Genomic DNA, 16,505 nt, shown 5'->3' with positions numbered 1-16,505 from the left:
TGGGCCTGGACAACTGAAACGGCCCCGGAAGCTGGCTTCCGGGGCCGTGTTCGATCGGTACAGCGGATGATTCGGCCTTACGGCCGGTCATCCGGCGCCAATACCGTACTGGCGCAGTATCTAGCGGCGACCGCGAGCGGGAGCCTTCTTGGCAGCCGACTTCTTGGCCGGAGCCTTCTTGGCGACCGTCTTCTTGGCGGCGGTCTTCTTGGCGACCGTCTTCTTGGCGGCGGTGACCTTCTTGGCCGGAGCCTTCTTCACCGCGGTCTTCTTGGCGACCGTCTTCTTGGCGGGCGCCTTGACCGCAGTCGTCTTGCGAGCAGCGGTCTTTGCGGGCGCCTTCTTGGCAGCCTTCTTCGCCGTAGTCTTGGCCGGGCCCTTCGTGGGGGTGGCCTTCTTGGCGGCGGTCTTCTTCGCCGCCGTCTTCTTGGCGGCCGCCTTCTTCGCTGCCACCGGGGCATTCACGCCGCGCTTGACGGCGGGACCGCTCTGGGCGAGCTTCTGCTTACCCGCGATCACGGCCTTGAACTGAGCACCCGGACGGAACGCGGGCACCGAAGTGGGCTTCACCTTGACGGTTTCGCCGGTGCGCGGGTTCCTGGCGACTCGAGCCGCACGCTTGCGCTGTTCGAACACACCGAATCCGGTGATTGTGACGCTCTGCCCCTTGTGCACCGCGCGCACGATGGTGTCGACCACATGCTCGACTGCCGCGGTGGCCGTGCGCCTATCAGTACCCAACTTTTCGGTCAGAACGTCGATCAGTTCCGCCTTGTTCATTGAATCCTCCGCAGACTAATGGCCCGTCGTCGGACCGACTAGGTACCACGGTAAACCCACAATGGGCAAGAGTCTATGTGCCACGCCAAAATTCATGTGGTTTAGCACACGTCCAGCTATCGGCCCCGGTGCCATCCAGCTAACACCCAAGGGTGTTTAGGACTGCGAAATACGTGCTGGGAGGGTAGTGGGTTTCCATGCTGGCCTTGCGTTTTCGAACTCGGCGATGGTGTCACTGCGGCGCAGCGTGAGCCCGATGTCGTCCAATCCTTCGAGCAGACGCCACCGTGTGTAGTCATCAATATCGAACGGCAACACGGCGGTTCCGGCGGTCACGGTGCGCGCCTCGAGGTCCACAACCAATTCGAGTCCGGGCTGTTCCTCGAGCAACTTCCAGAGCATTTCGACATCGTTCTGTGACATCTGAGCCGCCAACAGGCCGCCCTTACCGGCATTGCCACGGAAGATGTCGGCGAAGCGGGACGAGATCACCACCCGAAAGCCGTAGTCCGACAGCGCCCAAACGGCGTGCTCACGAGAGGATCCCGTGCCGAAATCGGGACCCGCTACCAGCACACTGCCCCGGTTGTACGGCTCGTTGTTCAGAATGAAGTCCGAATCGTTACGCCACGCGGCGAACAGTCCGTCCTCGAATCCCGTGCGGGTCACCCGCTTCAGGTACACAGCCGGGATGATCTGATCGGTATCGACATTGGAACGGCGGAACGGCACGCCGATCCCCTTGTGCACGGTGAAGGCTTCCATTGATTCTCCTGAGTCGGTAGGGGTATCGCGTCCGGTCAGTCCAGATCCGCAGGTGAGGACAGGGTTCCGCGCACCGCGGTCGCGGCGGCCACGAGCGGCGAAACCAGGTGCGTGCGGCCACCTTTGCCCTGCCTGCCCTCGAAGTTGCGGTTCGACGTCGATGCGCAGCGCTGGCCCGGCTCGAGCTGATCCGGATTCATTCCCAGGCACATTGAGCAGCCCGCCTGCCGCCATTCGGCGCCCGCCGCGGTGAAAATCTCACCCAGTCCTTCTAATTCGGCCTGCGCGCGCACCCGCATAGACCCCGGTACAACCAACATTCGCACTGTGTCGGCGACCCGTCGTCCTTTTAATACCTCGGCGACAGCACGCAAATCTTCGATGCGCCCGTTGGTGCACGAACCGACGAATACCGTGTCGACCGCCACCTCGCGCAGCGGAGTGCCCGGCGCCAAATCCATGTACCGCAGCGCTTTCGCCGCCGACTCACGGGCCGTCTCGTCCGCGATCTGGGCGGGGTCTGGCACCGATTCGCCCAGCGGCGCGCCCTGTCCCGGGTTGGTACCCCAGGTGACGAACGGGGTGAGCTCGGCGGCATCGATGTGCACCTCGGCGTCGAAAGTCGCGCCGTCGTCGGTCTTCAGCGCCTCCCAGGCGGCCACTGCTGCCGTCCAGTCGGCCCCCTGCGGGGCGTGCGGGCGTCCTTCGAGGAATTCATAGGTGGTTTCGTCCGGAGCGATCATGCCCGCCCTGGCGCCCGCCTCGATGGACATGTTGCAGATGGTCATTCGCGCTTCCATCGACATGGCGCGAATCGCCTCGCCGCGGTACTCGAGCACGTAGCCCTGGCCGCCGCCGGTGCCGATTTTCGCGATGACGGCCAGAATCAGGTCCTTGCTCGTCACACCGGGCGCCAACGTGCCGTCCACGGTGATCGCCATCGTCTTGAACGGGCGCAGCGAGAGTGTCTGGGTGGCAAGGACATGCTCGACCTCGGAGGTGCCGATGCCCATCGCCAGCGCGCCGAACGCGCCGTGCGTCGAGGTGTGACTGTCCCCGCACACCACCGTCATGCCCGGCTGAGTGAGGCCGAGCTGCGGACCGACGACGTGCACGATGCCCTGGTCCAGATCGCCCATCGGGTGCAGGCGCACACCGAATTCCGCGCAGTTATGGCGCAGGGTGTCCACCTGGGTGCGCGAAACCGGGTCCGCGATCGGCTTATCGATGTCGATGGTCGGGACGTTGTGGTCCTCGGTCGCGATGGTCAGGTCGGGCCGCCGCACCGGCCTGCCCGCCGCGCGCAGGCCGTCGAAGGCCTGCGGGCTGGTCACCTCGTGCACGAGATGCAGGTCGATGTAGATCAGGTCGGGTTCGCGCCCGACGCCCTCACCGGAACCGTGGGTAACGACGTGCTGCTCCCACACCTTTTCGGCCATGGTGCGCGGCTGTGCCATTTCTCGATCACCTTTCGACAAGCATCCGGTCGCGGTCCGGGCTGGGCGCGCGGCGGCGGCTGCACAAGTTTTCGGATATGTGCGAGGTCGGATGCCTCGTAGGAGATGCGACACCGCGTTGACCGCAGAGTAGATTTCCCAACATCCGAGACGCTAGTATCGTTCTATGAGACAGCATAGCGGCATCGGCGTCCTCGACAAAGCTGTGGCGGTGTTGTACGCCGTCGCCGAGCACCCCTGTGGTCTCAACGAGCTGTGCGCCCGCACCGGCCTGCCCCGCGCCACCGCGCATCGCCTGGCCGTCGGCCTGGAAGTGCATCGATTACTGGCCCGCGACAACACCGGAATGTGGCGCCCCGGCCCCGCCCTCGCCGAACTCGCCGCCGGGGCCACCGATCCGCTCCTGGAGGCCGCGTCGGCCGTGCTGCCCCGATTGCGCGAGATCACCGGCGAAAGCGTCCAGCTGTATCGCCTGGACGGCAATGCGCGGATCTGTGTCGCTGCCCTGGAACCGCCCGTTGGACTGCGCGACACCGTCCCCGTCGGCGCCCGGCTGCCACTCACCGCAGGCTCCGCCGCCAAGGTCCTGCTCGCCTGGGCCGACGCCGACCTGCAGCGCACCATCCTCGCCGACGCCGTCTTCGGCGAACGCGCACTCACCGAGGTCCGCAAGCGCGGCTGGGCGCAAAGCGCCGCCGAACGCGCGTCCGGCGTGGCCAGCGTCTCCGCCCCCGTGCGCCACGCGGGCGGCACCGTCATCGCCGCCGTCTCGGTATCCGGCCCGATCGACCGCATGGGCCGCCGCCCAGGCGCGCGCTGGGCCGCCGACCTGGTCGCCGCAGCGGAAGCACTACACAAGCGTCTATAACACGTTCTAGAAAACACCTTCTAGAGTAGGCCCATGGGAGTCAACCAACGGGCACAGATCGTCATGTCCGACACCGAGATCAGCGAGTTCCTAGAGCGCAGCCGCGTCGCCACCCTGGCCACCCTCGGCCCCGACGGCAGACCGCACCTGACCGCCATGTGGTACGCGCTCATCGACGGCGAGCTCTGGTTCGAAACCAAAACCAAGTCCCAGAAAGCCGTCAACCTGCGCCGCGACCCCCGCATCACCTGCATGATCGAGGCAGGCCAAACCTACGACCAGCTGCGCGGCGTAGCCATCGAGGGCCACGCCGAAATCATCGACGACCCCGAAAAGCTCTACGCCGTCGGCGTCAGCGTCTGGGAGCGCTACACCGGCCCTTACAGCGAAGACGTCCGCCCCATGGTCGAAACCATGCTGCACAAGCGTTCCGCAATCCGCGTCGTCCCCGACCGCGTCCGCAGCTGGGACCACCGCAAGCTCGGCCTCCCCCAGCTGCCCCTCGGCGGCACCACCGCCCAACCCCTCGACTGACCTGCCCTATGCGTTGCGCCACAGCCCTCCCGACGCGCCCCGATATCGGCCTGACATCACCCCCGCCGACGACTAACGTCGAACCGTTCGACACCAATCGGCCGGCCCGCAGCCCCGCAAGGCGCGCCCCCGGCCGCCACCACGAGGAGACGGCGATGACGGAATCTGATAGTTCCAACGGCTCAGGCACCCCCGAGGCCACCAGCGCCGAAGATGTAAAGCGCAAGTTCAAAGAGGCCCTCGACCGCAAAAACCAGCACAACGCCCGCACCGCCGACCACCTAGACGGCCGCTCAAAGGGCGCCAACGCCACCCACGGCAACGCCAGCCACAAGCGCGAATTCCGCCGCAAGAGCGGATAACCAAGGGACGAAGAAGGCCCCCCGGTCCAGACCTGGGGGCCTTCGTTTTACCTCGGGAACGAGAGATCCCCCGAGTACCGGCCACCATCCCCGCCGGGGGCGAAGCCTCCCGGCCGGGGGTCCGGGGCGCGCAGCCCGCCGGGCGGGGTTTAGGGGTTGCACCCCCAAAAAACACGCGGAAAACCAGAAAGGCTCATGCTCGCAATGAGCATGAGCCTTGCACTGGTTTGTAGCCCCGACGGGATTCGAACCCGCGCTACCGCCTTGAGAGGGCGGCGTCCTAGGCCGCTAGACGACGGGGCCAGGACTGCTTCTCGTTTGCACGAGGAGCACCTTTGGTTGATCTTTCGATCAGGAGGCTCGGCTAGCTTAGCTGGCCGGAGCGTGGCGACCAAATCGCCAGCTGCTGTGTTGATTTCGGCCGCGGGCCGATCTCTACAGCAATCTCTCCGCTGGGGTACCAGGACTCGAACCTAGAATGGCTGAACCAGAATCAGCTGTGTTGCCAATTACACCATACCCCAATGACCAGGCGTTTCAGCCTCGCGTCTGGGTGACTGCGAGGCCTTGTTCCGAGCCGAGAAGAAGAGTACCAAACCGTTATGGGTTAACTACAAATCGCCTGGTCAAACGCATGTTTTCGGCCGATTCCTGAGTTTCAGGTGGTGGCCGTCCACTCTTGTGCGGAGCGCAGCCGGTCCAGGGTGGTGTCGCGGCCGAGCAGTTCGAGCGACTCGTACAGTGGCGGGCTGATGTGTGATCCGGTGACCGCGACGCGCACGGGCGCGAATGCCTTGCGTGGTTTGAGACCCAGATCTTCGATCAGCGCGGTTTTCAGCGCCTCTTCGATAACGGGGGTCGACCACTGCGTCAGCGGCTCCAGCGCGGCAATAGCGGATTGCAATACCTGATTTGCTTCCGCACCGAGATTCTTGGCTCCTGCGGCGGGGTCGATCGCAAATTGTTCGGCGGGCGCCAACAGGAAACGCAACAGTTCCCAAGCGTCGGACAACACAACGATCCGGGTCTGCACCAGTTCGGCCGCGGCGGCGAACATCTTCTCGTCGATTTCGGCGCCGATATGACCATGCTCGGTCAGGTACTCGCGCAGTCTGTTGCTGAAATCACCCGGTTCCAGCAATCGGATGTGCTCAGCGTTGAGCGCGTCCGCCTTCTTCTGATCGAATCGGGCCGGATTCGAATTTACTTTCGATATGTCGAACGCGGCAACCATCTCCGCCATGGTGAACACGTCGTGGTCGTCGGCGATGCTCCAACCGAGTAGTGCCAGGTAATTCAGCAAACCCTCGGGGATGAATCCGCGATCGCGATGGACGAACAGATTCGACTCGGGATCGCGCTTGGACAACTTCTTGTTGCCCTGTCCCATGACGAACGGCAGGTGGCCGAACTCCGGGGTGAAGTCGGCGATGCCGATGCGGCGCAGGGCGCCGTAGAGGGCGATCTGGCGCGGGGTCGAGGAGAGCAGGTCCTCGCCGCGCAATACGTGGGTGATCTTCATCAACGCGTCGTCGAGCGGGTTGACCAGCGTATACAGCGGGTCGCCGGTGCCGCGGGTGAGCGCGAAGTCCGGCACGGTGCCCGCTTTGAAGGTGGTTTCGCCGCGCACCAGATCGTGCCAGGTGATGTCTTCGTCGGGCATCCGCAGCCGAATCACCGCGGGGCGCCCGGCATCTCGATACGCCTCGATCTGCTGCGCGGTGAGCTCGCGATCGTAGTTGTCGTAGCCGAGCTTCGGGTCACGTCCGGCCGCCCGGTGGCGGGCCTCGACTTCCTCAGGCGTGGAGAAGGATTCGTAGGCCTCGCCGGCGGCCAGCAAACGCTGGACCGCGTCGCGGTGCAGATCCTTGCGCAGCGACTGGCGATACGGCTCGTAGGGGCCACCGACCTCGGGGCCCTCGTCCCAGGTGAGGCCGAGCCAGCGCAGCGCGTCGAGCAGCGCGCGGTAGGAATCCTCGGAATCCCGTGCCGCGTCGGTGTCTTCGATGCGGAACACGAATTTTCCACCGTGGTGCCGGGCGTAGGCCCAGTTGAACAGCGCCGTCCGGATCAGGCCGACGTGCGGCGTCCCGGTCGGTGACGGGCAGAAGCGGACCCGTACTTCAGTCATGGCTCTCTTTCGACTAGCGAGTCTTGGCGGCAACAGGATTGATGAGGGTTCCGATGCCCTCCACGGTCACGGACACCTGCTGTCCGGCCTGTACCGGTCCGACGCCCTCCGGCGTTCCGGTGAGGATGACATCGCCGGGCAGCAGCGTCATCACGGCGCTGACCCATTCGATGAGCTTCGGAATGTCGTGCAGTAGAAGCGAAGTGCGGCTGCGCTGGCGGACTTCGCCGTCGAGCTCGGTGACGATCTCCAGATCCGAAGGATCCAAGGAGGTTTCGATCCACGGGCCGAGCGGGCAGAAGGTGTCGTACCCCTTGCCCCTGGTCCACTGTCCGTCGTGGCGTTGCTGATCACGCGCGGTCACATCGTTGGCGACGGTGTATCCGAGCACCACGTCCAGCGCGCGGGCGGCGGGCACGTCTTTACACGGGCGGCCGATGACGACGGCGAGCTCGCCCTCGTAGTCGACCTGAGAGGAGCTGGGCGGCAGGATGATCGGGGCGTTCGGCCCGATGATCGAGGTGTTCGGCTTGAGGAAGATCACTGGGTCTTCCGGTGCGGGCCCGCCCATTTCGGCCGCGTGCGCCGCGTAGTTCTTGCCGATACAGACCACCTTGCTTGCCAGGATGGGCGCGAGCAGGCGCACATCGGCCAGCGGCCAGCTCCGCCCGGTGAACGTCGGCGTACCGAACGGGTGTTCCGCGATTTCCTTCGCGATGCTGTCGCTTCCGTCTCCCTCGATGCTGACGAACGCGACCCCATCGGGACTGGCTACTCGACCTAGACGCATGCCGGGCAGTCTATCGACCGGCTTTCACCTGCTCGAACGCACCCGACCGAGCGGTAAACCCGGCCGCGCTCCGCCGATTCCCGCCCGCTGTGAGCAGTTCGACATCCGAACGCCGGAATCCAGTTGCCCCGGCGGTGTAACGTGAGCCTCACTGTTCATCCAATGGGAATCGATTCCCATATAATGAGATACAGAGGTGAGACCGATGGCTACCACTACACAGCTCAATGAGACTCGACGGTGGTCCATGCTCGGTCTCGGCGTCTTCGCGCAAGCCGCGAGCGCGGTCTTCGTGAACGGCGTCGCCTTCCTGCTGCCCGCGCTGACCGATCGCGGCCTGCCGCTGGCCACCGCGGGACTGCTGGTGGCGATGCCAACGCTCGGCCTGGTCTGCACGCTGATCGCCTGGGGCTACGTGGTCGACCGGATCGGCGAGCGCAAAGTGCTGATCGGCGGGCCGCTGCTGATGCTGATCGCCGGCGGCGCCGCGGCCGCCGCGACGAACGACATCGCTTTGGGCGCACTGCTGTTCCTGGGTGGCGTCGGCGCGGCGAGCACCAACGGGGCCAGCGGCCGCCTCATCGTCGGCTGGTTTCCGCCGCATCGGCGCGGGCTGGCCATGGGTATCCGGCAGACCGCCCAGCCGCTCGGCGTCGGCGTCGGCGCGCTGGCCGTACCCGCCGTCGCCGCGACATACGGTGTGCCCGCGGCGATCTTGGTGCCCGCGGCGATGGCGGGCATCGCGGCGGTTGGCGCGCTGATCGGCGTCATCGATCCTCCGCGTCCCGCGGGCGCCACCGCCGACGATGCGGCGTTGCGCGCCAATCCTTATCGCGGCGATACGACTCTGTGGCGCATCCATGCCGTCTCTGTGCTGCTCGTCATACCGCAGGGCACCGTGTGGACTTTCGCACTGCTGTGGCTGCACCGCGACGTCGGCTGGTCGCTGGCCGCGGCCGGAATTCTGGTCACCACCACCCAAATCCTGGGTGCCGCAGGCCGAATCGGCGTAGGCGCCTGGTCCGACCGGGTCGGCAACCGGTTGGGTCCGTTGCGCACCGTGGCCATCGCGGCGGTGTTGTCGATGGCCGCACTGGCTTTGGCGGCCTGGACCCACATGTGGTGGGCCGCAATCCCGTTGCTGGTCGTCGCCTCGGTGATCACGGTGTCCGACAACGGTCTCGCCTTCACCGCCGTCGCCGAAATCGCCGGTCCCTACTGGAGTGGTCGCGGACTCGGCATCCAGAACACCGGACAGAATCTGGCGATGGGCGCGGTCCCGCCGGTGTTCGGCGCGCTCATCAGCACAAGCGGTTTCGCCGCCGCCTACCTAGTAGCCGCCGCGCTGGCCATAGCCGCCGTCCCCCTGGTCCCGACCGGCCGTCGCTCCCAATAACCGCCTGGCCCTACTGGATTGAGCCCGCTCCGCACGCCGGAGCGGGCGTCCTTCGTCGGATGCGTCGGACGAGACCTGCGGATCAACGCCGGGAATGACTAGGACACAACGCTTTTGGTACGACAGCACCATTCAGCCCACTGGACAACTCCGATCATCGAACCGTGCACGCCGCCGACACGGACCGCCATAAGGCTGAAGCGGGATCGGGTCACCTACCCGCAGGCCCGATGCCGCTTTTGGCGACTCACTGTCGCTAACGAGTACGATAGAAACATTCCGTCGCTATCACTAGGAGTGCGATGCCGAGGATCGACGCGCCAACCGTCGCCGAACACCGGGCGAACCAGGAACGTGCGCTGCTCGATGCCGCACGCATGGTGTTGCTGAAGAACGGTCCGCGGGCGGTGACACCCGCCACGGTCGGCGCGGCAGCCGGGCTCGCCCGCAGCAGCGTCTACAAATACTTCCGTTCCGGCGACGAAATCCTGTTCCGCATCGTGGCGGACGCGCTGATGGAATGGGGCGAGCACGTGCGCGACACGGTCGAACGCGCCGAGACCCCGGCGGGCCAGGTCGAGGCATACGTGCGAACCACCCTGGCATTGGCCGCATCTGGGGCGCACCGCATCGTCGTACTCGGCAGTGCCCTTCCCCGCGACGAGTCGGCCCGGCGCGATCTCGCCGACGCACACCACGACGCGGCCGCACCACTGCGGGCGGCGCTCGCGGCCCTCGACACCCCGAACCCGGACCTGACCGCCGATCTCATCGACGGCGCGCTGGGCCGTGCCGTCGAACATCTCGACGCGGGCCGCCACCACGACGAGATCGCCAGGGAGACAATCGGGTTCGTCCGCCGTGCGGTCGGCCTCCACCATCGCCCGAATCGCCACCACGGCATGGGATAACGGTGAACCGGCTCAAACCGCAAGCAGCGCAGCGGGATCGAAGGTGACGTGGAACGGGATGTCGGCGTCGACGACCGCGTCGAAGACGCTGCCGGAACAGACAGCGGGATCGGCGCCATACCCGCCGTCACCCAGCACCATCCGATGCATCACCACCTCGGGCTGATGCTCGACGATCCAATACTGCGCAATGCCGACCGCCGCGTACTCGCGCACCTTCCGCACCCGATCGGTGCGTTCGGTCCCGCTGCCCGGCGCGATCACCTCGACCGCGAGCCGCACCTCGGATCCGGGAATCCGCTTCGGCACCTCCGCGACCACGGCGGCCCTGGCGACCTCGCGCGGAATCACCATGATGTCGGGCTTGCGCACCCCGCTGCGCGTGCTGACCTCCCAGCCGCCGCCGACGCAGAGATGAACGGCGGCTCCGACGGCACCGGCATCGATGAATCGGCCGAGCCGTTGCGTCACGTGATTATGCCGCGCCCCGGAGGCCACCTCGACCAGCCAGCCGTCCTCGAGCTCGAAACCCTTGCCGCCGCCTGGCAGATCACGCAGGTCGAGCCCGGCATACGGACCCACCGGCGATCTTCCGTTCCCGCGCTGCGCGCTCACCGAACCTCCGTCTCACCAGGTAAGCCCGTCGATGAGCTGCGGAGTGCGGCACATGTCATGGACTCAGTCCATGGTTTACCACCACACGTGCGTTTCACACGTGGCCATGGGTCCCGCGCCGGAGTTGCCCGGCCCGGGACCGCTGACGGTTTCGCTCAGACGATGGCGGCGATGCGGTCGCCGACCTCGACCGTCGACGCGGCGCCCGCGCGTGCCGCGAGATCCTTGGCGACGGCGGATTCGATGCGGGCCGCGCCTTCGGCATTACCGAGGTGGTTGAGCAGCAACGACACCGACAGGATCGCGGCGGTCGGATCGGCCTTGGACTGGCCCGCGATGTCGGGGGCGCTGCCATGGACCGGCTCGAACATGCTCGGGTTCACACCGGAGGCATCGATGTTGCCGCTGGCGGCCAGCCCGATGCCACCGCTGACAGCGGCCGCGAGGTCGGTGATGATATCGCCGAACAGGTTGTCGGTGACGATCACGTCGAATCGGCCCGGATCGTTCACCAGATGAATGGTCGCGGCATCGATGTGCTGATAAGCCGTTGCGACATCAGGGAATTCGGCCGCGACCTCGTCGACGGTGCGCTGCCACAGCGAACCGGCGAAGGTGAGCACGTTGGTCTTGTGCACCAGCGTGAGGTGCTTGCGGCGGGCCTGCGCCTTCGCGAAGGCGTAGCGCACCACCCGCTCGATGCCGAAGCGGGTGTTGGTGCTGACCTCGGTCGCCACCTCGTGCGGTGTCTCGACCCGAATCGCGCCGCCGGTGCCGGTGTACGGACCCTCGGTGCCCTCGCGGACCACCACGAAGTCGATATCAGGGGTGCCGGCCAGCGGGCTGGTCACGCCGGGAAACAGCTTGGACGGCCGCAGATTCACGTGATGATCCAGCGCGAACCGGGTGCGCAGCAGCAACCCGCGCTCGAGCACCCCGCTCGGCACCGACGGATCGCCGATCGCGCCGAGCAGGATCGCGTCGTGCTGCTTCAGCTCCGGCAGCACGGACTCCGGCAGGATCTCACCGGTCGCGTGAAAGCGCTTGGCGCCGAGGTCGTACTCGGTCTTCGCGACGCCGGGCTGGACCACGTCGAGCACCTTCAACGCCTCGGCGATGACCTCGGGCCCGATGCCGTCGCCAGGAATGACAGCAAGCTTCATTGCAACGCTCCGTTGTTCATCGGGGGCGCGCCCAGCCGTGGGCGCGCCCCCGTACGCGATCAGAACAGGTCGACGACGACGACCTTTGCGGCGCCGACGGATTCGGCGATCGCGGCCGCCACGGCGTCGGGCACCTCCCGGTTGACCCGCAGGATCACCGTGGCGCCTTCCTTGTCGACGTCCTGGCTCAGCTGCGCGGCGAGGATGTCGATGCCCGCCTCGCCGAGCTTGGTGCCGATCTTGCCGAGCGCGCCCGGCTTGTCCTCGTAGTTCAGCACGGCCATGTTGACGCCCTCGGCGCGCATGTCGTAATTGCGGCCGTTGATGTTGACGATCTTCTGCACCTGCTGCGGCTCGGTCAGCGTGCCCGCGACGTTCAGGGTGCGGCCGTCGCCGAACACCGCGCGCAGGTCGACGACGCTGCGGTGGCTCGGGCTGTCCGGCACGGTGTTCACCTGCGCGGTGATGCCGCGCTCCTTGGCCAGGGCCGGCGCGTTGACGAAGGTGACCTGGTCTTCGACCAGCGCGGAGAAGATGCCGCGCAGCGCCGAAAGTTCCAGTACCGCAACGTCGTGCGCGGCGAGCTCGCCACGCACCTGCACCTCGACGCTGACCGGCAGCTCGTCGGACAGCGCACCGAGCAGCGCACCCTGCTTGCGCACGATGTCCAGCCACGGGGCGACGTCGTCGTCGACGCTGCCGCCGGTGACGTTCACCGCGCCGGGCACGAATTCACCGGCGAGCGCGAGCAATACGGACTTGGCGACATCGGTGCCCGCCCGGTCCTGTGCCTCGGAGGTGGACGCGCCGAGGTGCGGGGTCACCACGACCTGCGGCAGCTCGAACAGCGGGCTGTCGGTGCACGGCTCGGTCTCGTACACGTCCAGGCCGGCGGCCCGCACGTGACCGGACTTGATGGCGTCGGCCAGCGCCTGCTCGTCGACCAGGCCACCGCGCGCGGCGTTGACGATGATGACGCCCGGCTTGGTCTTGGCGATGGCTTCCTTGCCGATGATGCCCTTGGTCTCCGGCGTCTTCGGCAGGTGCACCGAGATCAGGTCGGCGCGCTCGAGCAGCTCGTCCAGGCTGAGCAGCTCGATGCCGAGCTGGGCGGCGCGGGCGGGCGAGACGTAGGGGTCGTACGCGACGATCTTGGTCTCGAAGGCGGCGAGCCGGGCGGCGAACAGCTGGCCGATGCGGCCGAGGCCGACCACGCCGACGGTCTTGTCGAAGATCTCGACACCGTTGAACTTGCTGCGCTGCCAGGTGTGCTCGCGCAGCGTGGCATCGGCGGCCGGGATCTGCCGCGCGGCCGAGAGCAGCAGCGTGACCGCGTGCTCGGCGGCGGTGTGGATGTTCGAGGTCGGCGCGTTGACGACCATGACGCCGCGCTCGGTGGCCGCGGGCACATCGACATTGTCGAGGCCGACGCCGGCCCGGGCGACGATCTTCAGGTTCTTGCCTGCCGCGAGCACCTCGGCGTCCACCGTGGTCGCGGAGCGCACGAGTAGCGCGTCGGCGTCGGGGACAGCGGCGAGCAGAGCCGGGCGGTCGGGGCCGTCGACCCACCGAACCTCGACTCCGTCACCGAGCGCGTCGACGGTCGACTGGGCAAGCTTGTCGGCGATCAGGACAACAGGACGGCCTGCTTGGCTCACGGTGGAGTACTCCTGGGGAAAGGGGTCGGCAATTACCGCCGATCAGCTTAGTGGGCGTCGTTTCGGCATGTTCTACCCCCTGGTAAGGCGGCCGTCGTCAGTATGCCGCATTGGTCAAAATATGAAGACCGGTCTACAGTTACCGCATGGGTGCCAAGGGAACCGAGACACGCTGCCGACTGATCAGCGCCACGCGGGGGCTGGTGGAGAAGCACGGATACTTCGGGGCCGGCCTCAACCAGATCATCGAGTCCAGTGGCGCGCCGCGCGGTTCGCTGTACTTCCACTTCCCCGGCGGTAAAGACCAGCTCGTCGCGGCGGCGGTGGCCCAGGCGGGCAACGAAATCTCGGCGCTGATCGACGCGGTCGAGCCCGGCGGCACCGCCGCGGCGGCGACCAGCCTGCTCACCGCGTTCGGTGATCGACTGGAAGCCTCCGAGTGGAATCAGGGCTGCCCGGTCGCCACGGTCACCCTCGATGTTTCGGCGACGAATGACGTGATCCAGGCCGAATGCGCGGCCGCGTACGCGAGTTGGGAAGAGGCGCTGCGGATTCGGCTGCGCGCCGACGGACGTTCCGATGCACAGGATTTGGCCGCCGCAATTCTCGCGATGATCGAAGGCGGCTTGCTCTTGGCTCGCGCACAGCGCAGTCGTGAGCCGCTCGATCGGGTGGCGCGCACCATTCGCGCGATGCTCTGAGCTGAGTCAATGGTTATGTCAACAGTTTTCGCAGGTCTGCTGAATATGTAGACCGGTCTATTAAGGAGATTCATGTCCCACAGCATCGTGCTCGGCGCAGCCGGGTTCATCGGCCGCGCGGTAGTTGCGCAGCTGCTCGAACGGGGCGGATCCGTCATCGCGGCGGTCCGGCCGGGCGGCGAGCAACGGCTCACCGCGTGGTTGCAGGCCGGTGCCGTAGATCAGGCCGGGCTGACCGTTGTCCCGTGCGATGTCACCGCGAAGGATCTCGGCTTGCCCGCCGACCTCGACACCGCCGACCTCCGCGACGTCTATAACTGCGCGGCGCGCTTCGCTTTCGGCCTCGGGAAGGACGACGCGTACGCCGTGAACGTGACCGGCGCGCTCCACGTGCTCGACTGGGCCGCGGCGCTGCCCGCCTTGCGGCGCGTCGTCCACATCACCGGCTATCGGATCACCGTCGAGGATTCGACCGAACAGCATTACGACAGAGGGGCTTACGGCGCGTCCAAGTTCGAGTCCGATCCGAGGCTGCGCAGGCATGCGGCCGAGCGCGGCATTCCCCTCACGATCGCGAACCCGAGCAGCGTGCTCGGTCCTGGCCAATACGTCGGGCTCGCCAGCATGGTCGACGATCTCTGGCACGGCAGGCTCGCGGCGATCCCCGGCGGTCGCGAAACCTTTGTTCCGATAGTCGATCTGGACTACTTCGCGACCTTCCTGATCAGCCTGCCGGACCAGGACGACACGGCGGGACGGTCGTTCACCGTCCTCGATCCCCGAACCCCGGTGCTGCCGGACCTGATTCGGATGCTCGCCGGGCATCTCGGTGTACGCGCTCCACGGTTCTCGGTCCCGGTCAGCGTGATCGAGAAGCTGCCGAGAGCGCTGACCGGCGCCGATCCCGAGACACTTCCGTTCATCGCAGACGATCGGTACGACACCACCGCCGCGGACGAGATCGCGCGCACGGCCGGAATCGCCATGCCGGACGCCGAAACCGTCCTGCGCACGTGGGCCGATCATCTGGTGTCGAGCAGGTTCGGTGCCGTGGAGGCGGATCCGAGTGCCGGATTTGTCGACGGCACTTGGGTTTCCGGAGATCGGGAGCATCCGGACTATGTCCTGCTGCACGGTCTGCCCGTCGACAGTGAGTCCTGGACCGAGGTACGGGTTGCCCTCGAGGCACCGAGTCTGGTGGCCGACCTGCCTGGGCTGGGTCGATCCGCACCCGGCGAGATCGATGACCTACTACCGCGATTGATGAGCTCGGTCCGCAGTCGTCCGGTATTGGTGGGCCATTCGCTGGGCTGCGGGCCGGTGCTGAGATACGCCGCCGCACACCCGGATCGGGTCTCGGGCGTCGTCCTGGTGTCGCCCGCGTTCCTGCAGGCGCGGACCGGGTGGCTTTTGCGTTCCTCGCTGGCCGCCTTGGCGTTGCGGCGAATGTCGGCCGCCGCCTTGGCAACACGGCTCGGCATCCCCGCAGGGCCCGCGGTCGACAGCGCGGCGGACAACTTGCGCAGGCCAGGAGTAGCGGCACGAACGATCGCCACGCTGCGCCAGGCGAGTGCGCCCGAACGGCGAAACGAGCTGGCCGACCTGCTGGCGCGGGTGACGGTGCCGGTCCGGATCATCGCGGGCACGCAGGACCCGCTCTCGACGACCGTGCCGCATGGACTGGCCGTGATCGAGGGCACGGGCCACTACCCACAGCTGACCCACCCCGCACGGGTCGCCGCCGAGATCGCACGGGTCGGCGCCCACGCGATCGGCGCAACGGCGCGCTAGCGAAACGCGGAGGGCCCCGCACCACCCGGTGCGGGGCCCTCTCCGGAATCGCGCTCAGTGGCGCGAGACCCGGTCGATCAATCGACCATCACGTAAAATCAGCGGCCGCCGAAGGAGCCCGTCCACAGGGTGTTGAGGATTCCGTGGAAAGCGGCACCGAAGGTGTCCAGGAAACCGCCGAGGGCAGCGCTACCGGTGTCGATGATAACGGGGATCATTTAAATACCTCTTCATTGAAAGACAATCCAGTCGTACTGGCTGACACAAGGCTCATCGGCAGCCGAACAAGGACGGTTACGAAATTCCGGCATTTAGTGATGCAGGTTACAGCCACATCACGAAGAACACCTGGTCAGATGACCATTAGGGGTAGATGCCCAGAGAACCAGGGGCTTGACCACTGGGTATGCACCCGACCGACTGCGCAGCCAGGCCAACGCACGGTAAACATAAAGATCCTCTAAGAAATCAATCGCAGAGGGTTAAGACTCGCGATACTCGGACATTTCCGACAGGGTCGGCCAGCTCTGTAACAAGCGCCCGAATTCCTCGATTACCCCTCATAGAGGGCGGCTTATGCGCA

15 protein-coding genes and 2 tRNA genes are annotated in these 16,505 nt (G+C 66.4%); 7 read left to right on the top strand and 10 right to left on the bottom strand.

What is annotated here, in order from left to right; all coding sequences use genetic code 11:
* Window positions 1-120: 120 nt before the first annotated feature.
* The 3 genes from ACIA8C_RS27925 to leuC all read right to left on the bottom strand — a co-directional run bounded on the left by ACIA8C_RS27925 (window position 121) and on the right by leuC (window position 3,002).
* Window positions 121-780 (bottom strand): HU family DNA-binding protein, encoded by a 660-nt coding sequence (locus ACIA8C_RS27925; protein ID WP_396992136.1) that lies wholly within the window; start codon window positions 778-780, stop codon window positions 121-123.
* A 156-nt stretch (window positions 781-936) separates the two neighbouring features.
* A complete protein-coding gene (gene leuD, locus ACIA8C_RS27920; RefSeq protein ID WP_150405484.1) occupies window positions 937-1,545 on the bottom strand; it encodes a 3-isopropylmalate dehydratase small subunit in 609 nt (202 codons plus the stop codon).
* A gap of 35 nt (window positions 1,546-1,580) precedes the next feature.
* On the bottom strand, window positions 1,581-3,002 hold the full coding sequence (leuC, locus tag ACIA8C_RS27915; protein WP_397139715.1) for a 3-isopropylmalate dehydratase large subunit: 1,422 nt from the start codon (window positions 3,000-3,002) through the stop codon (window positions 1,581-1,583).
* A gap of 166 nt (window positions 3,003-3,168) precedes the next feature.
* Between leuC and ACIA8C_RS27910 the strand changes: the two genes are divergently transcribed.
* The 3 genes from ACIA8C_RS27910 (at window position 3,169) to ACIA8C_RS27900 (ending at window position 4,766) form a co-directional block, all read left to right on the top strand.
* A complete protein-coding gene (locus tag ACIA8C_RS27910; protein ID WP_397139713.1) occupies window positions 3,169-3,870 on the top strand; it encodes an IclR family transcriptional regulator in 702 nt (233 codons plus the stop codon).
* 33 nt (window positions 3,871-3,903) lie between these two features.
* Entirely contained in the window at window positions 3,904-4,404 is a 501-nt protein-coding gene (locus tag ACIA8C_RS27905) for a pyridoxamine 5'-phosphate oxidase family protein (protein ID WP_397139711.1), read from the top strand.
* 155 nt (window positions 4,405-4,559) lie between these two features.
* Window positions 4,560-4,766, top strand: coding sequence for a DUF5302 domain-containing protein (locus tag ACIA8C_RS27900; RefSeq protein ID WP_397139709.1), 207 nt, complete (start codon window positions 4,560-4,562; stop codon window positions 4,764-4,766).
* Window positions 4,767-4,996: 230 nt separating this feature from the next.
* Here ACIA8C_RS27900 and ACIA8C_RS27895 read toward each other — a convergent pair.
* The 4 genes from ACIA8C_RS27895 to ACIA8C_RS27880 all read right to left on the bottom strand — a co-directional run bounded on the left by ACIA8C_RS27895 (window position 4,997) and on the right by ACIA8C_RS27880 (window position 7,687).
* A tRNA-Glu gene (locus tag ACIA8C_RS27895) sits at window positions 4,997-5,069 on the bottom strand.
* Window positions 5,070-5,218: 149 nt separating this feature from the next.
* Window positions 5,219-5,290 (bottom strand) — tRNA-Gln (locus tag ACIA8C_RS27890).
* A gap of 134 nt (window positions 5,291-5,424) precedes the next feature.
* A complete protein-coding gene (gene gltX, locus ACIA8C_RS27885) occupies window positions 5,425-6,897 on the bottom strand; it encodes a glutamate--tRNA ligase (protein ID WP_397139707.1) in 1,473 nt (490 codons plus the stop codon).
* A 13-nt stretch (window positions 6,898-6,910) separates the two neighbouring features.
* Complete coding sequence (locus ACIA8C_RS27880; RefSeq protein WP_397139705.1) at window positions 6,911-7,687, bottom strand: fumarylacetoacetate hydrolase family protein; 777 nt, start codon at window positions 7,685-7,687, stop codon at window positions 6,911-6,913.
* Window positions 7,688-7,892: 205 nt separating this feature from the next.
* Between ACIA8C_RS27880 and ACIA8C_RS27875 the strand changes: the two genes are divergently transcribed.
* Together ACIA8C_RS27875 and ACIA8C_RS27870 are read left to right on the top strand one after the other, a co-directional pair.
* Window positions 7,893-9,083: an MFS transporter gene (locus ACIA8C_RS27875; protein WP_397139703.1), complete on the top strand. Its 1,191-nt coding sequence runs from the start codon at window positions 7,893-7,895 to the stop codon at window positions 9,081-9,083.
* A gap of 302 nt (window positions 9,084-9,385) precedes the next feature.
* On the top strand, window positions 9,386-9,994 hold the full coding sequence (locus ACIA8C_RS27870) for a TetR/AcrR family transcriptional regulator (protein WP_397139701.1): 609 nt from the start codon (window positions 9,386-9,388) through the stop codon (window positions 9,992-9,994).
* Between the two features lie 12 nt (window positions 9,995-10,006).
* Here the strand turns inward: ACIA8C_RS27870 and ACIA8C_RS27865 are convergent, their stop codons facing one another.
* The 3 genes from ACIA8C_RS27865 to serA all read right to left on the bottom strand — a co-directional run bounded on the left by ACIA8C_RS27865 (window position 10,007) and on the right by serA (window position 13,430).
* Complete coding sequence (locus tag ACIA8C_RS27865) at window positions 10,007-10,609, bottom strand: Uma2 family endonuclease (protein ID WP_397139699.1); 603 nt, start codon at window positions 10,607-10,609, stop codon at window positions 10,007-10,009.
* A 155-nt stretch (window positions 10,610-10,764) separates the two neighbouring features.
* Window positions 10,765-11,772, bottom strand: a complete 1,008-nt coding sequence (locus ACIA8C_RS27860; RefSeq protein WP_397139697.1) for a 3-isopropylmalate dehydrogenase — start codon at window positions 11,770-11,772, stop codon at window positions 10,765-10,767.
* A 59-nt stretch (window positions 11,773-11,831) separates the two neighbouring features.
* Complete coding sequence (gene serA / locus ACIA8C_RS27855; protein WP_397139695.1) at window positions 11,832-13,430, bottom strand: phosphoglycerate dehydrogenase; 1,599 nt, start codon at window positions 13,428-13,430, stop codon at window positions 11,832-11,834.
* A 146-nt stretch (window positions 13,431-13,576) separates the two neighbouring features.
* Here serA and ACIA8C_RS27850 point away from each other — a divergent pair, with 146 nt between their 5' ends.
* Window positions 13,577-14,131 carry a TetR/AcrR family transcriptional regulator gene (locus tag ACIA8C_RS27850; RefSeq protein WP_397139693.1) on the top strand — a complete coding sequence of 185 codons (555 nt, stop codon included), beginning with the start codon at window positions 13,577-13,579 and terminating at the stop codon, window positions 14,129-14,131.
* Between the two features lie 72 nt (window positions 14,132-14,203).
* Complete coding sequence (locus ACIA8C_RS27845) at window positions 14,204-15,922, top strand: alpha/beta fold hydrolase (RefSeq protein WP_397139691.1); 1,719 nt, start codon at window positions 14,204-14,206, stop codon at window positions 15,920-15,922.
* Window positions 15,923-16,505 lie beyond the last annotated feature (583 nt).

The organism is Nocardia sp. NPDC051321, from assembly GCF_044455225.1.
GTDB lineage: Bacteria > Actinomycetota > Actinomycetes > Mycobacteriales > Mycobacteriaceae > Nocardia.
The sequence above is the reverse complement of the archived record's forward strand: the minus strand, read 5'-3'. Positions and strand labels throughout refer to the sequence as shown.